General features: G+C 50.2%; 1 rRNA gene. It reads right to left on the reverse strand.

Annotation, left to right across the window (positions count from 1 at the left end):
• Positions 1–151 (reverse strand): 23S ribosomal RNA (locus tag FDX04_RS12155); the annotation flags it as partial.
• Between the last annotated feature and the right edge of the window lie 66 nt (positions 152–217).

Below are 217 nucleotides of genomic sequence, written 5' to 3' on the forward strand. Positions count from 1 at the left end.
GATAGTGTGACGGATCACACTGGGTTTCCCCATTCGGAAATCGCCGGTTATAACGGTTCATATCACCTTACCGGCGCTTATCGCAGATTAGCACGTCCTTCATCGCCTCTGACTGCCAGGGCATCCACCGTGTACGCTTAGTCGCTTAACCTCACAACCCGAAGATGTTTCGTAAAACACCATCGTGTTGCGAAAATTTGAGAGACTCGAACACACC

The organism is Citrobacter sp. wls615, assembly GCF_005281355.1.
Classification (GTDB): Bacteria; Pseudomonadota; Gammaproteobacteria; order Enterobacterales; family Enterobacteriaceae; genus Citrobacter; species Citrobacter werkmanii.